Origin of the sequence: Winogradskyella sp. HB-48, from assembly GCF_049942685.1 — a bacterium.
Classification (GTDB): domain Bacteria; phylum Bacteroidota; class Bacteroidia; order Flavobacteriales; family Flavobacteriaceae; genus Winogradskyella.
The window spans coordinates 116,031-136,075 of sequence record NZ_CP187934.1 but is presented as its reverse complement, the minus strand read 5'-3'; the positions used below and the strand labels follow the sequence as shown (position 1 = coordinate 136,075).

Here is a 20,045-nt window from a genome sequence, read left to right as displayed (position 1 = left end):
GTTGTTCAACATTGCACAAACTTAATTAGTTTGTTTAACAAATTTATAAAATGATTAAACAAAAAGTTTATTTCACGCTTTTTTTTACAATAATTTTAACAATCGCATGCGCTCAAAAGCCAGTAAATCAATTTGATCAGGATGGGAAACGCCACGGTATATGGACAAAAAACTACCATAAGACCGATCAAAAGCGTTACGAAGGGGAATTTGTTCATGGTAAAGAAATAGATACATTCAAATACTACACACTTTCTAAAGGTAAAAGTGTGCTTAGTGCTATAAAAGTCTTTAACATAAAGGATAGCTTGTCTGATGTGAAATTTTTTACTTCTAAAGGCAACGTAATAAGTGAGGGTAAAATGAATGGCAAGTGCTACATTGGTCAATGGGTGTTTTATCATAAAGATTCTTCAGCTAAAATGATTGTTGAAAATTACAATGATGATGGAAGACTTGAAGGTGTCAGAACGGTTTACTATCAAAACGGTTTGGTAGCAGAGGAAGCACATTACAAGAACGGTGAGTTAGATGGTGAATCTAAATGGTTTTCGGAAAGCAAAACACTTCTTCGTCATTCTATTTATAAAAATGGGGAATTAAATGGTAAAACAATTAACTATGATTCTGAAGGGAAAAAAACTTCCGAGGGAGACTATACCAATGATAAAAGATCAGGTATTTGGTATTACTATGAATCAGGAAAGCTCAAAAAAGAAATAGACCATACCAACAATAAAGTCATAAAGAGATATAAATAGTTTTAAACTATTAAACAGATAGTTTTTAGAAATGATAATCTTAAATGGATTACCATTTTTGTTTTGTAATTTTGCCAAAGTTTTTCAGACAAAGATATTTCTCTTCATTTCGATTGTCCCAACTGCACGGAAGGAGTATATCTAGAAAAAGAGTAAAAAATCAGGTCAATAAGCATGAAAAGAGTAATAGTAGGACTTTCAGGTGGTGTAGATTCTAGCGTTGCAGCTTATCTTTTAAAAGAGCAAGGCTACGAAGTTATTGGCTTATTCATGAAAAACTGGCATGATGATTCTGTAACCATTTCAGATGAGTGTCCTTGGTTAGAAGATAGCAACGATGCGATGTTAGTGGCAGATAAATTGGGTATTCCGTTTCAAACGGTAGATCTAAGTGTACAGTATAAAGAGCGTATTGTAGATTACATGTTCAATGAATACGAAAAAGGACGTACGCCAAATCCTGATGTGTTGTGTAATCGCGAAATAAAATTTGATGTCTTTATGGACATTGCTATGGATTTAGGTGCAGATTATGTGGCTACAGGACACTATTGTCGTAAAGCTACTATTGAAAAAGATGGTAAAGAGATTCATCAACTTTTAGCAGGAAAAGATAAGAACAAAGACCAATCCTACTTTTTATGCCAGTTATCCCAAGACCAATTGGCAAAGGCTTTATTCCCAATAGGTGAATTAACCAAGCCAGAGGTAAGGGAAATTGCCAAGGCTCAAGATTTAATAACAGCTGAGAAGAAAGATTCGCAAGGTTTGTGTTTTATTGGAAAAGTGAGACTTCCAGATTTTTTACAGCAACAGCTCAAGCCAAAAGAAGGAGTGATTGTTGAGGTAGAGGATTCTCTTGAAGTTTATAACCAAGAGCAACCAGAGTTTACTTCAAAGGAAAGTGAATTGGCATATTTAGCCCAAAAACCACAGTATGTCGTTTCTGATGGAAAAGTTGTTGGCAAGCATCAAGGAGCTCATTATTTTACCAAAGGGCAACGTAAAGGTTTGGCCGTTGGTGGTACTAAGGAACCTTTGTTTGTTATTGAAACTGACGTTGAAGAAAATGTGATTTACACGGGTCAAGGTAAAGACCATCCTGGCTTGTTACGCAATGTGCTTTTTGTGTCTAATGACGAATTGCATTGGATTCGGGAGGATCTAGCCTTAAATGAAGGAGAAACTATGGACGTCATGGCAAGAATACGTTACAGGCAACCTTTAGAAAAGGCAACACTACATAAAGTCGCTTCAGGATTGTATGTAGAATTCGAAAACAAACAATCAGCCATTACCGAAGGTCAATTTGTGGCTTGGTACAACAACGATGAGTTGTTGGGTTCTGGTGTCATTTCATAATCTTAATTCAGATAGATGTCAGTTCGAGTGTCCCGACAGTAATCGTCGGGATGTATCGAGAACACTCCAAAAATTCCCAACAAATCCTTAACTTGCAATAAAAGAAAGGCTATGAATAGAACACTACCATTGCTTTTATTGCTCCTCATCACAATAAACAGCTACGCACAAGAAGATGCTTGGGTTTATCTTACCGACAAACCTAATGAAGCTACTGCTTTAACAAATCCAATATCCATACTCACTCAAAAAGCATTAGACCGAAAACAAAATCATGGCATTGCCATTGATGCCAGAGATGTGCCAGTACATGAGCCATATATTACTACACTTAAAAGTCAAACAGGAATAACGGTTATGGCAAAGTCCAAATGGTTTAATGCTGTACACGTCAGAGGCACAGAAACCGATATTATGGCATTACTTAATCTGAGTTTTGTAGATAGTATTGACTTTGCCGATAATGGATTGGATGTGGGTTCTAGAATTGAAGCACTTCAGGATAAAACTAACGTGGAAGACCAGAGTATTGTGTTTACCTATGGTGACACGCAAAATCAAGTGGAAATGATTAATGTTGATGATTTGCATCTTGATAATTTTACAGGCGAAGGTATTACCGTTGCGGTTTTAGATGCAGGATTTCCAAACGTTAATACCATGTCTGCCTTTCAACGCTTACGTGATAATGGAGATTTGTTAGATGGTTACGATTTTGTAAACCGAACAGATGCCGTTTACGATAATGTAGCTAGTTCTCATGGTACACGAGTGTTAAGTACTATGGCAGCATTTGTTCAAGATCAATTTGTTGGTACAGCACCAGATGCATCCTATTATTTGTTTATTACCGAAGATGCTAATAGCGAAAATCCAGTAGAAGAAAGTTATTGGGTAGAAGCTGCCGAACGTGCTGATAGTTTGGGTGTCGATTTAATAAACACCTCTTTGGGTTACACAGAATATGACAATCCAAATTACAGCTATACACCTGCAGATATGAATGGTCAAACCGCATTTATTACCAAAGGGGCAACTATTGCTGCGGAAAAAGGGATTTTGGTGGTTGTAAGCGCAGGTAACTCAGGTGCTACAGCTTGGCAAACCGTAGGTGCACCAGCGGATTCACAAAATGTTTTATCCGTAGGAGCAGTTGATGCTAATGGAGATTATGTGACGTTTAGCTCCCAAGGTAGTGTAGCACAAGTTGGTTATCAAAAACCAGATGTTGTTGCTCGTGGTGGATTGGCTTATGTGGTTGACGAAAATGATGTTATTACTCAGAATAATGGTACATCACTGAGTGGACCAATTTTATGTGGTGGCATAGCCTCTTTATGGCAAGCTGTACCAGATTTGTCACCAACTGAAGTGATGGATTATGTGAGGCAATCGGCTTCGCAATACACAATGCCAGATAATTTGTTGGGTTATGGTATTCCAGATTTGGCATTGGCAAGAACTTTGGGAGTGGGACATGAGACTTTGGACAGTTTTAGCTTTTACCCGAATCCTGTGAAAGATGAATTAAAATTCAATATATCTGTTGAAAGTAATAATCTAAAAATTACCATTTACACTGCTTTAGGTCAGGAAGTGGAAACAGTGAAGTTAGGCCAGAATGGTTCCAATATTAACGTGGCGAATTTATCATCTGGAATCTATGTGATGAAGGTATCTACAGAACGTCAATCCAAAACATTTAAGTTTATTAAGTAATAAAACAGCTCGAAAAACTTTTCCTAACCAAGACTTCTCGATACAACAAGCTTGCGCTTGCCACTCGAAGTGACGGCAAGGTCAGATTGAAATTAGATGTCAGTTCGAGTGTTTTTAATCGATTGTAATGAGATTGAAAATGTATCGAGAACTTTTTAAGGTTTTATATTCTGAAATACTGAAACAAGTTCTAAATATTTTTTGTCAGTTCGAGTGATTTGCGAACTGGTGAGCAAATTGTATCGAGAACTAATAGTAGTTAAATTCTTATTCTCGATACAAATTTCACTCATTTCTATTCGTGAAATTCACTCGAATTGACGAATTTTATCAAAACTATTGTGTCATGCTGAGCGCAGTCTAAGCATCTCAAATATAAATCATCACTAATGGCAAACAGAATCACGAAACTCTTAAATATACAATACCCAATCATCCAAGCTGGTATGATCTGGAATAGCGGTTGGCGACTCGCTTCTGCAGCAAGTAACGCAGGCATTTTAGGTTTAATAGGCGCAGGCTCTATGTATCCCAATGTGCTGCGAGAGCATATTCAAAAATGTAAGGCATCAACTGACAAACCGTTTGGCGTGAACGTGCCTATGCTATATCCCAATATTGAAGAAATTATGGATATCATTGTTGAAGAAGGAGTAAAGATTGTATTCACCTCTGCCGGAAATCCGAAAACATGGACTAGTTGGTTACAAGAGCGAGGCATTACTGTAGTGCATGTGGTCAGTTCTGTAAAGTTTGCACTAAAAGCGCAAGACGCAGGAGTGGATGCTGTGGTTGCTGAAGGTTTTGAAGCAGGAGGACACAATGGTAGAGACGAAACCACAACACTCACTTTAATCCCAATGGTAAAAGAACACTTAGAAATTCCATTAATTGCCGCAGGTGGTATTGCTACTGGTAGAGCCATGTTAGCCTGTATGGTTTTGGGTGCTGATGGAGTACAGGTTGGTAGCCGTTTTGTGGCGAGTGAAGAGTCCTCGGCACACCAAGCCTTTAAACAAGTTGTGGTTGATGCTAAAGAAGGAGATACCCAATTGACTTTAAAAGAATTGGCACCTGTAAGATTAGTGAAAAACAAGTTTTACAATGAGTTGCAAGAGTTATACAAAACCGCACCAACACCAGAACAACTCAAGGAACTTTTAGGACGTGCCAGAGCTAAGCGTGGTATGTTTGAAGGTGACTTAGAAGATGGCGAACTCGAAATTGGACAAATCGCAGGGCTTATCCACGATATCAAGCCTGTTGCAGATATTGTAAATGATATGGTAACTGAGTTTGAGGAGGCGAAGAAACAGGTTAACTTATTATAGACTTAATAATGTATTCACAGAAAGGGTTTAAATATGCAATATATGCGTTATCTCTATTTTTAATTGCAATAGTTTTTGCAGTACTAACAATAAAACTAAAGTATGATAGCCTTTCTTTAGTTTTAGGAGTTCTTGTAATATCATTTGGTATTTTAGGGCTATTAGGATTTATTGCGTCTTTAAAAGGAATTAAAGAGAAAAATACTATTAAAAAAATAGTTGGCTTAGTTATTAACAGTTGTCTTACAATAACAATATTGTTTATACTAATCGCAAACATCTACGATATTTATATAGCTCTTAACTAAAAAATACGTGAAGTTACGTATTGACTTGTTGGTTTATAAATAGGAACTTGCTTACTTGTGCCAGGCAAAGCCATTAAAACGAATTAATATCATAAAAGTTGATAATAATGTAAATAAATCAAAGAAAAATTATTTAATGAAAGTACTTTTAGATACTAATATAATTATTCACAGAGAAGCTAATAGAATAGTCGAACACGATATTGGACAACTATTTAACTGGATTGATAAATTACATTATAAAAAATATATTCATCCGATTACAATCGCTGAAATTGATAGTTATCAAAATAAACAAGTAGTAGCTACTTTTTCAATAAAACTCAACAGTTATAATAAAATTAAACATCAACTTCCTTTTTCGAAAAATGTACAGAGTGTTAGTGATGAATTAGATGTAAACGATAATGATATTAATGATACCCATCTATTAAATGAAATCTATGAAAACAGAATAGATATATTAATAACGCAAGACAGAAAAATACACACTAAAGCTTATAAACTTGGTATTTCAGACAAAGTATTTAAAATTCAATCATTTCTTGAAAAAGTTACATCTGAAAACCCTGAATTAGTTCAATACAATGTTCTTGCGGTCAAAAAAGCTGACTTCGCAGAAGTTGATATTAATGATAACTTCTTTGATAGTTTCCGAGAAGACTATGATGAATTTGATGATTGGTTTAAATCAAAATTCGACAAGGTTTGTTATGTGTGTTATAGCGATAATAACTTAACCGCATTTCTTTATATAAAGGTTGAAGATGAAACAGAAAATTACTCTGAAATAAAACCAATATTTAATAAGAAAAAAAGACTCAAAATAGGAACGCTAAAAGTAATAAGTAACGGATATAAAATTGGAGAAAGATTTTTGAAAATTGTTTTTGATAACGCAATTCAATATAAAGTTGATGAGATATATGTTACTGTTTTCGATAAAAGAGCAGAACAAGTACAACTAATTGAAATGCTAAAAACTTGGGGTTTTGTAGAACACGGGATAAAATCAACCAAAAACGGTGACGAAATCGTTTTGACAAGACCTTTTGGTAAGACTTTACCAATTAACGTTAAAAAGCCGAAACTTTCCTTTCCTTTTTTCTCTAGAGAAACTAGAAAATACATCATCAAAATAGAGCCACAATACCACACAGAATTATTCCCAGATAGTATTAATACTAGAGAAGACAAAACAAAATATACTGAAAACGAACCACATCGTAATAGAATAGGTAAGGTTTATATTTCACATTCTCAAGACAGGCATCTTGAACCAGGCGATATTATAGTTGTCTACAGAATGGGTGATACAAAACCAAAAAAATATTCAAGTACTGTAACTTCAATTTGTATTGTGGAAGAAGTTATCAATGGATTTAGATCTTTTGATGAATTTTATAAAGCTTGTTATAGAAGAACAATGATTAAAAAAGCGGACTTAGAGAAAGACTGGTGGAATAAATATCCTAAATATAGACCTTTTGTTGTAAAATTCCTCTACGCTCATTCTTTTCCGACACCAAAGCCAACACTTGATGATTTAAACAGGATTGGTGTAATTCCTGACATAATGAATATGCCACGTGGATTTATAGAGTTAAATAATAATCAATTTAACAAATTAGTTAATTTTGCCTACAATCGAAAATAACATATGAAAGTCATTTTATCAATTAAACCAGAATTTGCCTTTAAAATATTTGACGGCTCTAAAAAATTTGAATTTAGAAAAACCATCTTTAAAAATAGTAATGTAAAATCTGTGATAGTTTATGCATCATCACCTGTGCAAAAAGTAATTGGCGAATTTGAAATCGGTAAAATCTTCAATAATGACCTCGAAACACTTTGGAACTTAACCAAAGAACATTCGGGAATTACTGAAGATTTTTTTTATGAATATTTTTCTGAAAAAGAAAATGGATTCGCGATTCAAGTTAAGAATAAGAAAAAGTATAAAGAACCTAAATGTTTGAAGACGGATTTTAATTTACATCCACCTCAATCATTTGCGTACGTGAAATAAAAGATTATTACCTACAATGGCTATAAAAAATTGCTTATTCTTCTTAACTTCCAATCTAATGTACCTGTAAGCTTCACACAATTTTCAAAACAAATAACTCTCAAACCTAAACTCAAAACCACTACCTTCGCGGCATGGTTTTAAGCAACTACACTAAAGAATTTAGATACAACCTAAAACTGGCATCACCCGTCATGTTAGGCATGCTAGGGCATACCTTTGTGAGCTTTGTAGATAACGTTATGGTTGGGCAATTGGGCTCGGCTGAGTTGGCAGCTGTGTCTTTGGGTAATAGCTTTATTTTTATTGCCATGTCTCTGGGTATTGGCTTTTCTACAGCCATTACACCTTTAGTAGCAGAGGCAGATACAGAGCAAAACTTCGTTAAAGGCAAATCGGCGTTTAAGCATGGGTTTTTCTTGTGTACGGTTTTGGGAGTTTTGTTGTTTCTAGTCACTTTGCTGTCCAAACCCTTAATGTATATCATGGACCAGCCAGAAGAAGTGGTAGAGCTCGCTATTCCATATTTAGATTTGGTAGCTTTTTCTTTGGTGCCGCTTATCGTGTTTCAGGCATTTAAACAGTTTAGTGATGGCTTGTCCTTAACCAAATATCCAATGTATGCAACTTTAGTAGCTAACATTCTAAATGTTGCCATTAACTATGTGCTCATTTTTGGGAAATTTGGGTTTCCGCAAATGGGTATTGTAGGTGCTGCAGTTGGGACATTGGTGTCGCGTTTTGCCATGTTATTTTTCTTATGGTGGCTATTGGCAAAACGTCACAGGTCTAGAGCCTATGTCACCAATATTAAATTCTTTAAACTAAGTAAACAACCTCTAAAAAAGCTCACTAATTTAGGCTTACCAAGTGCGATGCAAATGTTTTTTGAGGTGGCCATATTTACGGCGGCTATTTGGCTCAGTGGACTGTTGGGTAAAAATGCACAGGCTGCCAATCAGATTGCGCTCAACTTATCATCCATGACTTTTATGGTGGCTATGGGACTGAGTGTTGCGGCTATGGTGCGTGTTGGTAATCAAAAAGGGTTAAAGGATTATAAAAACCTAAAACGTATTGCAGAGTCTATCTTTTTTGTTGGGTTTATATTTGCAGTCATTTTTGCGTTGGTGTTTGTGGCGTTCCATAAAGCGTTACCAGAGTTGTATGTGGATTTAGACGATCCTGCCAATGCCATGGACACCGCTGAAGTGGTTAAAATCGCGGCAACTTTGTTATTGGCTTCGGCAGTATTTCAAATTAGTGATAGTTTGCAAGTGATTGCCCTTGGTGTATTGCGAGGCTTACAAGATGTTAAGATTCCGACCATCATTACGTTTGTATCGTATTGGGTCATTGGATTTCCGATTAGTTACTATTTAGGTAAAGAAGAGGTGTATGGTAGTCTTGGTATTTGGATCGGTCTGTTGGCGGGCTTGAGTGCTGCGGCAGTATTACTCTTTATTCGATTTCGTTATTTGACGAAGAAGTTGATTTCTCAACAAGTTGAATAACTTGTGTACGTCACTTCCAGTGGTCCTGAAGTCTTATTATCTCAAGGGTTCTCGATACTAATTTTATTCCTATCGTCATAAAATTCACTCGAACTGACGGTTGAGGTTTTATTTTTATGCATTACGTCACTTCGAGTGATTCTGAGGCACGAAGAATTGTATCGAGAAGTCATAAGCGTAAATCACTAGAAATGACAAAGCAAAAAATAGTATGACGAACTCATCACTAAATTTGTATTTTTGTCCTTCAAACTTCAAACTAAACAAATGGAACTACCTAAATTCATCTTAGGCGATAACACGGATTATCCAGATGCTATATTTATCATTCACACTGAGTTTCCGAGATTTATCCTCAATCTTGAAAATGATGAGGTAGAGTGGTTTGAAGAATTTGACGAACACGATCAAAAAGAGCTCGAAACCGAGACCGAAAATTATATCAGACAAGCTACCGAGTTTTATGATAGGGAAGTAGCACGTTACGACGAAGACTAATGCTAGATAAACTATTAGACTTAGATACCGAACTTTTTGTATATCTCAATGGTCTTGGCTCACCAACTTGGGACAGTATGTGGTTGGCCATTACGCACGAGTTTACTTTTGCACCCCTATATTCTGTATTACTGTTTTTAATCTACAGAAAATTAGGTTGGAAAGCGCTTCTGTTTATTATGGTTACGATTACGTTAATGATTTTATTCACCGACCAAACCACTAATTTGGTAAAGCGCTCGGTATTGCGTTTTAGACCTTGTGCTTGCGACGAGATAAAGGACAGTATTCGTTTTATAGCAGAGCGTTGCAGTAGCAATCGAAGTTTCTTTTCTGGACATGCATCTAACTCTATGGCTGCTGCTGTTTTTGGAGGCTTGGTATTGCGCCCTTATTTTAAAAACCTCATTTTCATACTGCTGTTTTGGGCATTTGTTGTGGCTTACAGTCGCATTTACGTTGGTGTGCATTTCCCAATAGATATTTTAGCAGGAATGACCTTTGGTGCCTTAGCAGGCTTTGGGTTTTATAAGCTGAATACCTACATCCTTAAGCGATTCAATTAAATTATTAAACCTTGTTCTCGATACTTTTTCTAAAGAAAAAACTCGAACTGACGGTTGAATAATAATTCGTCAGTTCGAGTGGTTTTTTATAACTGAGCTTGTCGAAGTTAAAAAAACTGTATCGAGAATAGAATTATTATTTCAGAGTAAGTTTATATAGCTGATTGACTAATCGGTTGTTATAGCTTCTGGAATCTTTAGGAGTACGATTGAGGTCGTAAGTATCTATAAGTTCCATTTTATACAATTTTGAAAGGACTTCAATGGTATCGGGTTGCGTTGTTCTGGTTAACAAGTAAAAGGATTTTTCAATCGGAATATTGTAGCCTTCATCAGCTGTGATACTTGGTATTTTACCACCATAATTGTAAATCATTTCAGGAGCCACATAGTCCAAATGGTACAAATCAACGTTTATGTTATAGAATTCTGAAATGGGATTGTAGTCTGTTGTTGTATGTGTCTTTGCTATTGGTAATGCAAATAAGCCCAAACTAAGCATCAAAGCAATACACAAATAGAACACGGTTTTGATGTTTTTTGTTATTAGATTTTTAAAGATTGCAATTCCAATAATCAATAAAACAATTGCAGTAATAATAAATCTAATAAGTGCTACACCTGATAATACTGAACTTGAAAAAAACCAAATAACCCAAAATAACGAAGCAATAGAAGCAATTAGTCCAAATTGAAAGTACACAGGAAATGTCTCACGCTTGTCTTTTAAACCCTTAAATTCTCTGATTAAATATTCAATATAAAATCCAATATTAATAGCCAATGGAATTAGCACTGGCATGAGGTAACGTGATTTCTTTTCTGGAATTACTGATAATAAAATCACGGCAATAATCGTCCAAAAGAAACTAAAACGATAGGCTTTTAGATTGCACACGCGCGATTTTAAATAAGGATACAATAAACTTATAAATGCAGGAATCGTCCACAATCCACTTTGCACAAAAAAGCTCCAGTAGTAATAAAACGGTCTTACATTATAACTTCCCCAATTAGAGGTTTCTTTTGAAGCAATGACAGCAAAAGTTTCCGGATCTGCAATACGAACGTGCATATACCACCATCCACCAATCACAATTCCGAATATTAAGAGGCTAATAAGCTTTAAAAAGTGTAAAAGATTGCCTTTTGGCTTTAGAGCAATGGCATAAGCAATAACGAAAGATAAAAACAACACGTACAATGACACAGGACCTTTAGACAATACGGAACCTGCAATAAACAATACAAACAAAAGACTGTTGCCTATGCTTGTTTTTTGATGCTTCAACATAAGGAACAGTTGAAATAAAGCCATGAGCATAAAACCATGCGTGTAAATATCCCAAGGAGCTTCTATGGTTATGCCAATAACATAGAATGAACTCAACACAATAAACCCGTTTATAAGACTATGTGATTTAGTCAGTTCTAATTGTTTTGAAATCAAATATGTTGAAATACCAATACTCGCCAAAAATAAAAGGGCAGGCCAACGTAAGGCTAGTACGGATTTCATACCGAAAAGCATTCCAAAAAAAGCAGTAATCCAGGTTGGTAATGGTGGTTTTTCATAACGTGCTTCACCATTCATAGTGGTTAAAATCCAATTGTTATCCGTGAGCATTTCTCTTGCCGAAATAAAATTTCGAGCTTCCATAATACTTACTGGAATAGCATCTATAGTAAAGCCTAACATAACAATTACAAAGAGTAAAAGGCTAACAATAGGATATTTTTCTATCAGCTTAATCATTTGTTTTTCTAATAAGATAAGCGTTTCTGGCATAAATCATCATACCAAAAAGGTGACCAACAAACAATACAGGGTCTTGTCTTATGATGGCATAGGTTAAAATTAGTGATGCACCAATTAAACTTAATACCCAAAAGCCCATAGGCAAGGATGATTCTTTATGCTTTTCTGAATGAAGCCATTGGTACACGAAACGCAGCGTAAAAATAACCTGTGCCACAATACCTAAAATGAGTAACCAAGTAGGTATTGCTTCATTTTTAAATAACAGTTCAACATCAATCTTGTTGTTATTGTAATAGAAAATAACAATAAGTGCTGGTATGATAAACAACAATACCTGCACCAATTTTGGAAATTTTTGCCATTCTCCTTGTAATTGCAAATTTCGGATGTAGATAAAATACGTTAAACTCTGGCCGAGCATAATGGCAAAATCCAAACGCAAATAGCCATAAATAAACAACAGGAAGGAAGCGATTAGGCTTAATGTCCAGAACGTCGTTGGTGTAATAACCTTGCGTTGTTTTTCTGAAGTTACCCACTGAATAAGTAATCTAGACGAAAAGAGTATCTGCGCAAAAAAACCTATACTATAAATAATCCAGTCTTTCATTTGCTGGTTTTAGTAACCTCGTAATTGATGTATTTCTTCTTCATCCATAAATAAGCAAAGCAATCCATTAAAGGGCCAAGAAGCCGATTCCAAAGTCCAAAATTTGCAGTACCAGCTATTCTTGGAAAATGGCGAACAGGTATTTGAGTTACTCTACCATTCTGTAGCATAATCATGGCTGGCAAAAAACGATGTAAACCTCTAAACATCGGTATGCGTTTAGCATAGTCCGTTTTAATGATTTTTAGAGGGCAACCTGTGTCATCCATACCATCTTTGGTAAACGCACGTCTAATACCATTGGCAATTTTAGAAGACATATTTTTCACAAAAGAATCTTTTCTATCTGCACGAACTCCCGTCACCAATTCATTATCATTAATATGTTCTAGTAAAATATTAAAATCCTCGGGAGAGGTTTGTAAGTCAGAGTCGATATAGCCAACAAGTTCAGTATCAGTATAATCAAAGCCAGCTTTTATAGCTGCACTTAAACCTCTATTTTCTTTAAAAAGCAGATAGTCAAAAGCCTCATTACGATTGCAAATAGCTTCAATCATAGCTTGGCTTTTGTCTTTTGAACCATCATTGACAAACAACACACAAGTAGGTACAGACGCTATCTTTAAATAATTGGAGAGTTCTGTTTCTACACGTTCAAGATTGTCCTCTTCATTATAAACAGGCACTATGATGGTTAACTTGTAGTTCATCTATTGTTAGAATTTCTGGCACAAAAGTATGCTTTTTTAGTATTACGGAGAAACCTTGATGTTTTATCGTGAATTGAATTAGCTCGAAAGATTAAGCAAATATTCAGCCGCAGCAAAGGGTGTCGTTTTCCCTTCCTCTACCAATTTGATTTGAGTAGGAAGCTCCTTTTTGATTTTATCAGATTTGTAGAAGTTAGATTTAAGACGTTCTTCAATAGTTTGAAGCAACCAGAATTTATTTTGATTATTTCTATTGTGTTCAAAATAATGGTTATTAGAGGTGGTTTTAAGGTACTCTTGTATCAAATCCCATATTTCAGAAATACCTTCTTGTTTTAAGGCACTACATAAGGTTACCTTTGGTGACCAACCTGAGTCTTTTTCAGGAAATAAGTGTAAGGCTCTGTTAAATTCGACCTTGGCAGATTTAGCCGCCTTTAGATTATCTCCATCGGCTTTATTAATAACAATAGCATCTGCCATTTCTATAATGCCACGTTTAATGCCTTGTAATTCATCACCAGCACCAGCGAGTTTCAATAACAAAAAGAAATCGACCATACTATGCACAGCGGTTTCACTTTGTCCTACACCAACAGTTTCAATAACAATAGTATCAAAACCTGCAGCCTCACAAAGAATGATAGTTTCTCGTGTTTTTCTAGCCACACCACCAAGTGAATCTCCAGAGGGTGAGGGACGAATAAAAGCGTTTTTATCTTTTACCAAATCTTCCATTCGTGTTTTATCACCAAGAATACTGCCTTTACTCAAACTACTACTTGGGTCAACAGCAAGGACAGCAACCTTTTTGCCAATGCTGGTCAGATAACTTCCAAAGGCTTCAATAAAGGTGCTTTTGCCAACACCAGGAACTCCGGTTATACCTATTCTTACTGATTTGTTAGCATAGGGTAAACAAGCTGTGATGATATCGTGTGCTTTTTGGGTATGACCTGTATTTGTGCTTTCTACTAAGGTGATGGCTCTACTGAGGTCAGTAATATTTCCTGCGGTAATGCCTTTAACTAAATCCTCAACAGAGGGTTGTTTTTTGCGTTTATCCTTTATGAATTTTGCAGAATAAGTATTTAGGATTTCAGGTGGGTCAATACCATCTTGTTCGTTTAGTGCTGATTTATATGTGTCCCCCTTTTTAGCCAAAGTTGTATATGGTTAATATTTGTGAGGGTAGGTTTGCATCGGGATTTCGATTAAAGTCTGATCCCAAGCCATAGTGAGTTTTAGATCACCTGTTTTATTATCAAATGCAATTGTGAATTTTTCTACCACGTCTTCTAGGTCTTGCTTTTTCACTTCAATCTCAATAGCATCGTAATTTGGATCCCACATCGGTTCCATTTTCTCATTAACTCCCCATTCGTATTGCTTGGTATTGAACATCACCTTCCATGAATTTTCCATGGGTACGGTCCAAAGCGTGTATTTTCCTTGCTTTAGTAGCATACCATCAATCATTAGGTCTTTATTGGTTTCAAAAGTTGTGGCTTCGTTGGCACCAGTTCTCCAAACCTTATTATAAGGAACAAGCGCACCAAAAATGTCACGTTCACGCTTTGACGGTCTGTTATATTCCACCTTAAGATCTAAATCGTTTAATGTGATTTTTGCAGTGTCTTTTGGACTTAGTCTCGGGGAAAAAATATTTTCAACAAAAACAGAATATAATAATAGACCCAAAGCTATTATTGATAATACAATAAGAATGCGTTTTAGCATAGTCAATTTTTCTTAAGCAGTTTTAGCTAATTTAATTGTGCTGAATGTATTTCAGCTAGTTTCAAAAATTAAAGATAATTCAATTCCCTAAATTTATAGAACAGAACGCAGAATTTTAAGCAAATCTTATAAAATCAAAACTTTTTTAAAATTTTTGCAACACTTAAAAATTTGTGTCGTCTTTAATGTGAAACCAATCAGAAAAATCAATTAATCATCAGTACGTTTCAGATTCATATTGTTGAAAAATGCAAACAGAATGATAGGCAGGCGCAAATGCAATTGTACAAACAATACAGTGATGGCATGCTTGTGGTAGCACTTCGATTTGTAAAAGATACTATGGAAGCCGAAGATATTGTGCAAGAAGCCTTTATAAAAGCATTTTCAAAATTAGACCAATATAGAGCGGAAGTAAGTTTTGGTGCGTGGTTAAAACGTATTGTGGTTAATAGGTGTATAGATGTTTTAAAATCAAAAAAACAGAGGTTAATAGAATTAGAAGAACATCATCTTAATGTGATTGATACTAATGAAGGGGCTGAATGGTTGGTTGATGATGACACAACAATTGAAGATGTAAAAAAAGCAATTGAAGCGTTGCCCGAAAAATATAAATATGTCGTCATGCTCTATTTAATTGAAGGCTACGACCATAATGAAATATCGGAGATACTGAATATTTCTGAAGTCGCTTCAAGAACCCAATTATCTAGAGGAAAACAAAAGTTACAAACCGTATTAAAAACAGAAAAAAATGGCACAAGATCTTAGGAATTTATTTGAAAAAGACAAGTCGGCACAGAGCGTAAAAATGTCTCAAGGTCATGAAGCACGCTTTTTAGAAAAGTTAGATAAGGCCATGCCTATGGAGAACAAATCAAGTGGGTTTGGTTTTTTAAACATCGCCGCGAGTGTCATTATCTTACTAGGTTTAAGTTTTGGTGCATATCAGTTTTTAAAAACTTCTCCCGTAGATCCTGTTGAAGTTGCAAATACGAACTTAAAAACCCTAGGTGATGTATCACCAGATTTAAAGAAAGTGGAAGACTACTATTTAGCTAGCATTAATTTAGAATTGTCTAAAGTAGAGTTAACACCACAAAACAAAGAGCTGTTTGATGGCTATGTGCTGAGACTTCAAGAGTTAAATAAAGAATACGACAAACTACTTGAAGAGCTTAATGAAAATGGACCAAACACTGTAACCTTAGATGCACTTATAGAAAACTTAAAGCTGCGATTAAACCTCGTAATGCGCCTTAAAGACAAGTTAGAAGAGTTCAATGGCGATGCCTTTGAACAGGAAATAACATAATCAAATTTCATAAATCAAAAAACGAACAGTAAAATCAACAAAAAATCATGAACACAATTAGAATTTTAGTGCTGTGTTTGTTAACCACTTTTGGTTACGCACAAAAAAAGTTAAGCAAAATATCGCAGTCTATTAAAGTAGATAAAGATGTTGTGATAGACTTAAATACAAGTTATGCCGAAATTGAAATCGATACTTGGAATAAGGATATCGTAGAAATTGAAGCTTATTTAGAAAGTGATAAGCTCACACAAGAAGAATTAGAGAAAGCTCTTGAAGCATGGAATCTAAAAGTAGATGGCTCTAATAGTAAAGTAGTGATTTCCTCACATGGTGGACGTGCATTGGCAGTGTTTGGTGAAGGTGACTATTCTGCAATATTGAAGGACTTAGAGTTTGAGTTGGCAGATTTACCAGAAATTCCAGAGGTTATTGTATTACCAGAAATGCCTGAAATGGCAACATTTCCAAAAATGCCTGAGTTACCTGAAATGCCAGAATTTCCAGAACTTCCAGAATTGCCAGAAGGTATAAAAACAATTAAGTTTGATTACGATAAGTATCAGGAGGAAGGAGAAAAATACCTTGCCGAATGGAGCAAACGTTACGAAAAAGAAGGAGGTAAAGAGCTTCAAAAGCGCATGGAAGAATGGGCTAAGAAATTTGCAGAATCTGGTTACCAAGAAAAAATGGCAAAATGGGGAGAAGAGTACGGTAAACGTTTTGAAGGTAAATGGGCCAAGGATATGGAAAAATGGGGAGAGCAATTTGGTGAGAAATATGCCAAAGAAATGGAAAAATGGGGAGAAGAGTTTGGAGAAAAATTCGGTAAGGAGTGGGAAGAAAAAATGGAAGCTTGGGGAGAACGTTTTGGTCGTCAAATGGAGAGACAAGCTGAATTATTGGAACGCCAGGCTGAACGAAGAGAACGCCAAGTAGAGCGAGCTGAAGAGATGGAATTAAGACGAAAAGAAATGCAAGAAAGAAAAGCCGCAACGGGATATGCTAGAAAATTAGAATTTGGAAATGACAGTAAGGTAAAAAAGGTAATTAAAATTAAAATACCTAAAAAGGCGAAATTAAAAACCAATATAAGACACGGTGAGTTAAAGATATCCTCGGTTATTCATAACCTGCAAGGAGATATATCTCATGCCTTTTTGGTAGCAGATAACATTGATGGAGGTAACACATCCATTAATGTATCGTATTCGCCAGTAATTATTAAGTCTTGGAATTTAGGTACTTTAAACCTGAATTATGTAGACAAGGCGCAGATTAAAAACGTAAAGAATTTGGTATTAAATGCTAAGTCTTCTAATATTAATATTGAAACGTTATCTGATACAGGTATCATAGATGGAAGTTTTGGTGACCTTACGATTTCTAATCTTGCTGAGACATTCAAGAATCTTAACTTGGTCTTAGAGAATTCAGATGCTTTAGTTAACCTTCCCAAAAATGTTGATTATAACATGTATTTTAAAGGTAGTCGTTCTAAATTCAACAATAAAGCAACAACTCAAAAGACGATTAGAAATTACCCTGAAGGCCAGAGTTCTGATAGAAGTATTGTAGTTAATGCTAAGTTTAGTAATGTTATTATGAATTAACCCTTTAGATAGAGTATTATTTAAAGGGTATATTCAATTTTCTTTCTGTTTTCCATTAAAATAGATTCTTATTTTTGTGGAAATTTTGTTTTTTATGGCCTTATCTTCTTTTGAAGAACTTCTTAAATCACTTCAAGCACATCCTTTAATTCATCCTAATGTTTCTCATAATGCTTATGTGCCATTAGACTTATCCATAAATAACAAAGAATTAGCACTTGTTGACGTATCATCTTCTAAAGCTTTAGAATCCTATATCTGGAATCATTTAAAAAACAATAAATCCAAAGTTGCTTTTGGTGGTTATTTAGAACATCGTGGCATTTATAACCGAAGTGATTATTTTAATAAGGCCAAACCAGAAGAAAAACGCAATATTCATTTAGGATTAGACCTTTGGATAGAAGCTAGTACAGTTATTTATACACCTTTAAATGGGAAAATACACAGCTTTAAAAATAACACTAATTATGGTGATTATGGGCCAACCATAATTTTAGAGCATGGTATTGAAGGTGAAATATTTTATACCTTATATGGTCATTTAAGTTTAGACTCAATTAGTAATATTGAAAAAGGAGTAGAAGTGAAGCAAGGCGACCCAATAGCAACTTTAGGCACTGCTGAGGTTAATGGTGATTATGCACCTCATTTACATTTTCAGATTATAAAGGATATTCAGAATTATAAAGGAGATTATCCTGGTGTCAGTAATCAACTCGATGTGGAATTTTACAAATCGAATTGTCCTGACCCTAATTTACTTCTTAAGTTGGGTGATAAAGCTATATAATATTCACTCTCTTTGGAGAGAACATAAACTGCATGCCCATTTTAAGCAACAAAAACGGTAAGATAATCAGTACTGAAGTCCATAAATTGTCTGGTGAAAATGTTTCAGGAAATGGTTTCACAATAAAAAACATAATGATGCCACCTAGGATGATTGAAATATGCAGTACTACCATATTAGAAGTGAAATGACCAATGCTAGCTGTTATAGTTTCTTTATTGAGATTAATATAAATATGTTCTATGATTACAAACACTAAATTGAGATTAAAGAACCAATTTTTAAAAAACAGTATTTCCATATTGGTTAGTGTAATTTCAGAATGATTCCAATTGGCAACTATCCCAAAAAATACAATAATGAAAACCAAATAAATAAACATCATAAACAGTGATCCAAACATAAATTTAGAGCCTATCTGATTTTCTCTACTGCCTTTGTTATGCCTGTAAAAAAGACTTCTAATTATAATCCTGATAAACTCGTTCCACCAAAAAAAGTAAATCACATAGAACACTGTCGTTTGTCCATAGCCAATAGATAAAGCAGTTAGAATAGTGAAAATTAAAAAATCCCATTCCCTTAGATGGTTTTTAGGCTGTTCTATAATGTTGGCTAGTCTGGTCATAGTTTAGGTAAATTAAGGAGTAAAATTACAATTGCCGATACTATTTTTGAATACGCATTTCTGCGTATTTGTGTAATAAAAATCCTAACGGTTAACATCAGGATTTTCTATTTATGCTTTACATTAATTAGGCATATAATAATTACCATCGTAGCTGCCAGAGATCACTTGTCCGTCATTTCTGGTAAAAGTAAAGTTGAAAACAATATTAAATTGTGTGAAGTTGGTTACCGTTACTGTGCCAGACTGTGCATATTCATCTGATTGCGAATCGTCATCCGAAAGTAAAACTGTACCAGCTGTAAACTCACTGTTGGTAATACTGCTATCGATAGAGACATCATAGCTGTCAATCTGATTATATGTCGTATTCTGAATGGTGGCATCAACAATCTTAAAATTAACATAGCTAATATCGCTCAAATCGTTATTGCTTGTAATTTCAGCACTGGTTTTATTAAAAAGACTAATGCTAATGTCGCTTGGGTCGTTGTTTGCGGTATTTTCATCCACAATAATTACCGATATTAAATCATAGGTGTTTCCATTAAAAGTAAACTCGTTATTGGTTTCATCTGGAGTTGAGCTTGTATCGTCAGAAGAGCACGATACTAAAGCTATACTTAGCATTAACACTAGTATACGTAATAGATTTGGGTTCATAATAAATTAATTATAAGTAGGTTATGTTGTAAATATAGAATAAAAAAATAAAAGTTGCTTATGAAGTTCAATTTAAGAGACTTCTTTATAGCTCCAATGAGCATAGTCGAAATG

21 protein-coding genes are annotated in these 20,045 nt (G+C 34.9%); 14 read left to right on the top strand and 7 right to left on the bottom strand.

Translation table 11 applies throughout. The features are described 5' to 3' along the window. Positions 1 to 50: 50 nt before the first annotated feature. From ACPX19_RS00685 to ACPX19_RS00640, 10 genes are all read left to right on the top strand, one after another. Positions 51 to 761 (top strand): toxin-antitoxin system YwqK family antitoxin, encoded by a 711-nt coding sequence (locus tag ACPX19_RS00685; protein ID WP_426430894.1) that lies wholly within the window; start codon positions 51 to 53, stop codon positions 759 to 761. A 174-nt stretch (positions 762 to 935) separates the two neighbouring features. After that, positions 936 to 2,123 (top strand): tRNA 2-thiouridine(34) synthase MnmA, encoded by a 1,188-nt coding sequence (gene mnmA / locus ACPX19_RS00680; RefSeq protein WP_426430893.1) that lies wholly within the window; start codon positions 936 to 938, stop codon positions 2,121 to 2,123. A gap of 111 nt (positions 2,124 to 2,234) precedes the next feature. Next, on the top strand, positions 2,235 to 3,842 hold the full coding sequence (locus ACPX19_RS00675; protein WP_426430892.1) for a S8 family serine peptidase: 1,608 nt from the start codon (positions 2,235 to 2,237) through the stop codon (positions 3,840 to 3,842). A 389-nt stretch (positions 3,843 to 4,231) separates the two neighbouring features. Next, positions 4,232 to 5,173, top strand: a complete 942-nt coding sequence (locus tag ACPX19_RS00670; protein ID WP_426430891.1) for an NAD(P)H-dependent flavin oxidoreductase — start codon at positions 4,232 to 4,234, stop codon at positions 5,171 to 5,173. 8 nt (positions 5,174 to 5,181) lie between these two features. Beyond that, positions 5,182 to 5,481 carry a hypothetical protein gene (locus tag ACPX19_RS00665; RefSeq protein ID WP_426430890.1) on the top strand — a complete coding sequence of 100 codons (300 nt, stop codon included), beginning with the start codon at positions 5,182 to 5,184 and terminating at the stop codon, positions 5,479 to 5,481. Between the two features lie 136 nt (positions 5,482 to 5,617). Further along, a complete protein-coding gene (locus ACPX19_RS00660; protein ID WP_426430889.1) occupies positions 5,618 to 7,138 on the top strand; it encodes a PIN domain-containing protein in 1,521 nt (506 codons plus the stop codon). A gap of 3 nt (positions 7,139 to 7,141) precedes the next feature. After that, the gene (locus ACPX19_RS00655; RefSeq protein WP_426430888.1) at positions 7,142 to 7,513 is read left to right on the top strand and encodes a hypothetical protein; all 372 of its coding nucleotides are present in this window, start codon (positions 7,142 to 7,144) and stop codon (positions 7,511 to 7,513) included. A 134-nt stretch (positions 7,514 to 7,647) separates the two neighbouring features. Next, positions 7,648 to 9,027 carry an MATE family efflux transporter gene (locus tag ACPX19_RS00650; RefSeq protein ID WP_426430887.1) on the top strand — a complete coding sequence of 460 codons (1,380 nt, stop codon included), beginning with the start codon at positions 7,648 to 7,650 and terminating at the stop codon, positions 9,025 to 9,027. A 267-nt stretch (positions 9,028 to 9,294) separates the two neighbouring features. Continuing rightward, the gene (locus tag ACPX19_RS00645) at positions 9,295 to 9,525 is read left to right on the top strand and encodes a hypothetical protein (RefSeq protein ID WP_426430886.1); all 231 of its coding nucleotides are present in this window, start codon (positions 9,295 to 9,297) and stop codon (positions 9,523 to 9,525) included. Continuing rightward, complete coding sequence (locus tag ACPX19_RS00640) at positions 9,525 to 10,091, top strand: phosphatase PAP2 family protein (protein WP_426430885.1); 567 nt, start codon at positions 9,525 to 9,527, stop codon at positions 10,089 to 10,091. Before ACPX19_RS00645 ends, ACPX19_RS00640 begins: the two co-directional genes overlap by 1 nt. Before the next feature lie 136 nt (positions 10,092 to 10,227). On the opposite strand, the gene ACPX19_RS00635 is transcribed toward ACPX19_RS00640, so the two are convergent. The 5 genes from ACPX19_RS00635 to ACPX19_RS00615 form a co-directional block, all read right to left on the bottom strand. Next, positions 10,228 to 11,847 (bottom strand): ArnT family glycosyltransferase, encoded by a 1,620-nt coding sequence (locus tag ACPX19_RS00635; RefSeq protein ID WP_426430884.1) that lies wholly within the window; start codon positions 11,845 to 11,847, stop codon positions 10,228 to 10,230. Continuing rightward, a complete protein-coding gene (locus tag ACPX19_RS00630; RefSeq protein ID WP_426430883.1) occupies positions 11,840 to 12,463 on the bottom strand; it encodes a lipid-A-disaccharide synthase N-terminal domain-containing protein in 624 nt (207 codons plus the stop codon). Before ACPX19_RS00630 ends, ACPX19_RS00635 begins: the two co-directional genes overlap by 8 nt. Next, positions 12,460 to 13,176 (bottom strand): glycosyltransferase family 2 protein, encoded by a 717-nt coding sequence (locus ACPX19_RS00625; protein WP_426430882.1) that lies wholly within the window; start codon positions 13,174 to 13,176, stop codon positions 12,460 to 12,462. The genes ACPX19_RS00630 and ACPX19_RS00625 overlap by 4 nt, the downstream gene beginning before the upstream one ends. A 78-nt stretch (positions 13,177 to 13,254) precedes the next feature. Next, the gene (gene meaB, locus ACPX19_RS00620) at positions 13,255 to 14,340 is read right to left on the bottom strand and encodes a methylmalonyl Co-A mutase-associated GTPase MeaB (RefSeq protein WP_426430881.1); all 1,086 of its coding nucleotides are present in this window, start codon (positions 14,338 to 14,340) and stop codon (positions 13,255 to 13,257) included. A 12-nt stretch (positions 14,341 to 14,352) separates the two neighbouring features. Continuing rightward, on the bottom strand, positions 14,353 to 14,916 hold the full coding sequence (locus ACPX19_RS00615; protein WP_426430880.1) for a DUF2911 domain-containing protein: 564 nt from the start codon (positions 14,914 to 14,916) through the stop codon (positions 14,353 to 14,355). Between the two features lie 276 nt (positions 14,917 to 15,192). Between ACPX19_RS00615 and ACPX19_RS00610 the strand changes: the two genes are divergently transcribed. From ACPX19_RS00610 to ACPX19_RS00595, 4 genes are all read left to right on the top strand, one after another. Then, positions 15,193 to 15,690, top strand: coding sequence for an RNA polymerase sigma factor (locus ACPX19_RS00610; protein ID WP_426430879.1), 498 nt, complete (start codon positions 15,193 to 15,195; stop codon positions 15,688 to 15,690). Then, positions 15,674 to 16,234: a hypothetical protein gene (locus tag ACPX19_RS00605; protein WP_426430878.1), complete on the top strand. Its 561-nt coding sequence runs from the start codon at positions 15,674 to 15,676 to the stop codon at positions 16,232 to 16,234. Before ACPX19_RS00610 ends, ACPX19_RS00605 begins: the two co-directional genes overlap by 17 nt. Positions 16,235 to 16,281: 47 nt before the next feature. After that, on the top strand, positions 16,282 to 17,847 hold the full coding sequence (locus tag ACPX19_RS00600) for a hypothetical protein (RefSeq protein ID WP_426430877.1): 1,566 nt from the start codon (positions 16,282 to 16,284) through the stop codon (positions 17,845 to 17,847). Between the two features lie 94 nt (positions 17,848 to 17,941). Further along, entirely contained in the window at positions 17,942 to 18,640 is a 699-nt protein-coding gene (locus tag ACPX19_RS00595; RefSeq protein WP_426430876.1) for a peptidoglycan DD-metalloendopeptidase family protein, read from the top strand. On the opposite strand, the gene ACPX19_RS00590 is transcribed toward ACPX19_RS00595, so the two are convergent. Then, on the bottom strand, positions 18,633 to 19,268 hold the full coding sequence (locus tag ACPX19_RS00590) for a hypothetical protein (protein WP_426430875.1): 636 nt from the start codon (positions 19,266 to 19,268) through the stop codon (positions 18,633 to 18,635). The genes ACPX19_RS00595 and ACPX19_RS00590 overlap by 8 nt on opposite strands. Before the next feature lie 123 nt (positions 19,269 to 19,391). Beyond that, positions 19,392 to 19,931 carry a hypothetical protein gene (locus ACPX19_RS00585; protein ID WP_426430874.1) on the bottom strand — a complete coding sequence of 180 codons (540 nt, stop codon included), beginning with the start codon at positions 19,929 to 19,931 and terminating at the stop codon, positions 19,392 to 19,394. Positions 19,932 to 20,045: the final 114 nt, after the last annotated feature.